Origin of the sequence: Pseudomonas sp. GM84, assembly GCF_000282535.1 — a bacterium.
GTDB lineage: Bacteria > Pseudomonadota > Gammaproteobacteria > Pseudomonadales > Pseudomonadaceae > Aquipseudomonas.
In genome coordinates, this window is record NZ_AKJC01000337.1 from 1 (window position 1) to 4,010 (window position 4,010).

The 4,010-nt window shown below is 67.0% G+C and carries 4 protein-coding genes and 1 pseudogene; all 5 read right to left on the minus strand.

Going from position 1 to position 4,010, the window contains the following annotated elements:
- Positions 1–364 (minus strand): annotated as a pseudogene (locus tag PMI38_RS24455) (hypothetical protein); the annotation flags it as partial.
- Positions 361–1,362: a vWA domain-containing protein gene (locus PMI38_RS24460; RefSeq protein WP_008100198.1), complete on the minus strand. Its 1,002-nt coding sequence runs from the start codon at positions 1,360–1,362 to the stop codon at positions 361–363. The pseudogene PMI38_RS24455 and the gene PMI38_RS24460, both read right to left, overlap by 4 nt.
- Positions 1,349–1,846: a DUF4381 domain-containing protein gene (locus PMI38_RS24465; protein ID WP_008100201.1), complete on the minus strand. Its 498-nt coding sequence runs from the start codon at positions 1,844–1,846 to the stop codon at positions 1,349–1,351. Before PMI38_RS24465 ends, PMI38_RS24460 begins: the two co-directional genes overlap by 14 nt.
- Positions 1,843–2,793, minus strand: a complete 951-nt coding sequence (locus PMI38_RS24470; protein WP_008100203.1) for a DUF58 domain-containing protein — start codon at positions 2,791–2,793, stop codon at positions 1,843–1,845. The genes PMI38_RS24465 and PMI38_RS24470 overlap by 4 nt, the downstream gene beginning before the upstream one ends.
- An 11-nt stretch (positions 2,794–2,804) precedes the next feature.
- Positions 2,805–3,779, minus strand: a complete 975-nt coding sequence (locus PMI38_RS24475) for an AAA family ATPase (protein ID WP_008100205.1) — start codon at positions 3,777–3,779, stop codon at positions 2,805–2,807.
- Positions 3,780–4,010: the final 231 nt, after the last annotated feature.

A 4,010-nucleotide genomic window follows, 5' to 3' on the forward strand; every position in this document is an offset into this window, starting at 1 on the left:
GCCGGGCCGCCCCCAGCCGGCTGGGCGGCACGTCGTCGGCGTCCATCGAGGGCGACAGGTCCACGGCGATGATCAGTGGCGCGCGGTCGTCGAGAAAGTCCGGCAGGTCCTGCTCCCAGGTCGGCCCGGCTGCAGCCAGGGCACCGAGTATCAAGGTGGCGCCGAGCAAGTGCACCGGACGCAGACGGCGTTGTTCCTGCGGGGTAATCAGCAAGTGCGCCACCAGGTGCGGGGCGATGATGCCATCGAGCTGGCGGCGCAGGTCATGTCGGCGCAGCCACAGCATCGGCAGCAGCACGCCGGGCAAGATGAGCAACAGCCACAGCGGCCGCAGGAAGTGAAACGCTCCGAGATCGAAGGTCATGCTTGCGGCCCCATCGGCACCGGCTGACGACCGGCCAGCCTTGCCCGTAACAGCGCCAGCAAATGGCCGACCAGCAGCAACGCCAGGGCTGTCCCCAGTGGCCAGACGAACAGGTCGCGCTTGGGTTGATGACTGAAGGTCTTGACCTGGTGCGGGGTCAAGCGGTCGAGGGTGGCATACACCTGCTGCAAGGCCTGGCGATCATCGGCGCGGAAGAACTGCCCGCCGGTGGTGCGGGCGATCGCCTGCAGGGTGGCCAGGTCGACCTTGGCGTCGCCGGTGGCCTGCGGGTCGCCGATGCCAATGGTATGTACCACGATATGATTGTCCCGAGCCAGGCGCGCCGCGTGGTCGGGCGTGATGGCGCTGCCGGTGTCGTTGCCATCGGTCAGCAGGATCAGCACCTTCTCCGGCGTCCTGGCCGTGGCCAGGGCCTTGATGGTCAGGCCTATGGCATCGCCCAGTGCGGTGTTGGGCCCGGCCATGCCGATGCCGACCTCATCCAGCAGCATCAGCAGGCTGGCGTGGTCGAGGGTCAACGGCGCCTGGGGATAGGCGCCGGTGCCGAACACGATCAGGCCGATGCGGTCGTCCTTGCGCCGGGCGATGAAGTCGCGCACCACCGCCTTCACCGCGCTCAGGCGGTCGGTGCGCTCGCCGTTGGCGTTGGTGTAGTCGGTGGCCTCCATGGATTGGGAAATATCGATGGCCAGCATCATGTCGCGCATGGGTTGATCACGCTGGATCGGCCGCTCCACCAGCACCGGCCTGGCACAGGCAGCCACCACCAGCACCCAGACCAGCAAGTTGAGCAGCAACTGTCCACGCCCGCCGCTGGTGCTTGCAGCGCCCGGCTGCTTGCCCACGGCACGGCTCATCGCCGTGAAGAATGGCACCCGCAGTGCGCTGCGGCTTTCCTGGTACAAGCCCAGCACGCGGTAGGCCAGCCAGGCCAATGGCAGCAACAGAAATACCCAGGGGTAATCAAACTGCCACATGGTGCCCCTCGATCCAGCTTCGGCTGGCGCTGAACAAGGCACTCACCTGCTGCGCCTGCAGGGCGAGCAGATCGTCATCCGGGGCATAGGCAAGTGTCTGCAGGGTGTCGGCAAATCCTTCGGGCAAGGGTTGCCGCGAACGCTCGGCGAGAAACGCCTGCCATTGCGCGCCGGCCAGGCTGGCCACGGGCGGCGCATCCGGCATCGACAAGGCCACCCGTTTGAGCAGCTCGGGCAATTCGCGCAGGCCAGTCAGGCGCAGCTCGCCTTCGGCACGCGCCAGTTCATCAAGCCGCTGCAGGGCCTCGCGGCGGTAACGGTCGCGCTGCCAACGCCGCCAGCGCAGCGCCGTCCACAACAGCACGGCCGCCAACAGCAGCACGGCCAGTACCAGCCAGGCCCAGGTCTGTGGCAGGTAGCTGAACGGCGGCGCGCCGGGCGCCAGCTCGCGGAGCTGGTCGATGGCCGGCACAGGCGCACTCATCGTGGCGACTGGGCCAGGCGGCCCAGCTCCCGGCGCAACTGCTCCAGGCTGTCATCGCCGGTGCTCACCAGCAGCAACGGCACCTGGCTGCGGCGCAGCAGGTCGGCGACATCGCGCAGGCGCCCGGCGAGAAACTCGCCCAGGGGCCGGTTGACCCGCCGCTGGCCAACCTCCAGTTCCACTTGCTGGGCGCCCTGGGTCACATTGAGTCGCCCTTTTTCCGGCAGTTGCAGGGCAATCGGGTCATAGACCTGGATGGCGATCACATCGTTGTGCTGGCGCAACTGGCGCAGCAACGGCAGGGTGTCCGGGCCGATGCCGGCGAAGTCGCTGATGATGCAGATCAGGTGGTCATGGCCCGCCGAGGCCACACAGCTGCGCAGCACCTTGTCCAGCTGCGCGTCGTTTTCGCTGTCGACAGCAAAGGCAGACAAGCGCTGGTTGGCCTTGACCACCGCGCTGCACAACGCCTCGACCCGGGCGCGGCTGCGCAACGGGCGCACATAGTCCACCTGCTGGTTGCCGAAGACCATGCCACCGACCCGGTCCCCGGCATGGAAGGCCATCCACGCGCAGATAGCCGCCAGCTGCGCGGCGCTGACCGACTTGAAGTAGCGCTGCGAGCCGAAGTACATGCTCATGCGCTGGTCGACCAGCAGCAACGTGGGCCGATCGCGCTCCTCGGTGAAGGTACGCACGAACGGCTTGCCGTAGCGCAGCGAGGCCCGCCAGTCCAGATGGCGCAGGTCATCACCGGGGATGTAGTGCCGCAGTTCATCGAAGCTCAGCCCACGCCCGCGCAGGCGCGAGGCATGGTTGCCGGAAAGGATGCTTGACAGCGGCTGGCGGGCGACGAAGCTCAAGCCCCGGGCACGCGCCTCCAGCGCCATCATTTCGGCGAGCGAGGCGTAGACGAAACCGTCAGGGGCAATGCTGTTCGCTGGCATCGGCAGCTCCGTCAGGCGGGAATGGCCACCTTGTCCAACAGCCGGTCGATGACCTGGTCGGCGCCCACGCCATCGGTGACTGCGTCGTAGGACAATTGCAGGCGGTGGCGCAATACCGGGTGCACCACGGCACGCACATTGTCGGGGGAGACGAAGTCCTGGCCATTGAGCCAGGCATGGGCCCGCGACACCCGGTCGAGGCTGATGCCACCGCGCGGGCTGGCACCGATGCTGATCCAGCGGGCCAGGTCGGCATCGTAGTCGCCGGGATGGCGGGTGGCGTTGACCAGGTCGATGAGGTAACGGTCGATAGCCTGGGCGACATGCACCTGGGCCACCTCGCGGCGGGCGTCGAAGATCACCTGCTGGGCCAGGCGCGCGGGTTGTGCCGCGCCCTCGTGGCCGGCCTGGTCCTCCTCACGCACCAGGCGCAGCACCTGGGCTTCGTCGTCGGGATGCGGGTAATCGAGCTGCAGCTTCATCAGGAAGCGGTCCATCTGCGCTTCGGGCAACGGGTAGGTGCCCTCCTGCTCTATCGGGTTCTGGGTCGCCAGCACCATGAACAGCCCTGGCATCGGGTAGCTTTGCCCGGCCACGGTGATCTGCCGTTCTTCCATGGCCTCCAGCAAGGCGGCCTGGACTTTGGCTGGGGCGCGGTTGATTTCGTCGGCGAGGATGACGTTGCCGAACAGCGGGCCAGGCTGGAAACGAATGCTGTTGCCTTCGGCCGTCTGCTGCAGGATCTCGCCGCCGGTGATGTCCGACGGCAGCAGGTCGGGGGTGAACTGGATGCGCCGCATCTGCGCCTCCAGGTGCGTGGCCAGGGCTTTTACCGTGCGCGTCTTGGCCAGGCCAGGGAGGCTTTCGAGCAGCAAATGGCCGTTGGCGAGCAGGCCCAGCAGCACGTGACGAATGGTCTCTGCCTGGCCGAGGACCTTTTGCGCGACCGAGGCTTCCAGGGCCTGGACGTGTTCATGGGTGTTCACGGGGGCGGGGGTTCCTGGGTGGAGTTGACTGTCTGGTAAATCTAGTTGGGATGGGCTGGGGTGCAATGGGGTGTCGTGAAGAGAACAAGGTGGGCTCAAGATCCGGGACTTGCGCGCTCCTTGTGGGAGCAACTGTCTTGCTCAATGTCTAAAAGACGACGCGATTCCTGTGGGAGCCGGCTTGCCGGCGATGAGGCCGGGCCAGGCACCACGATGTAGCCTGTGCGGGCC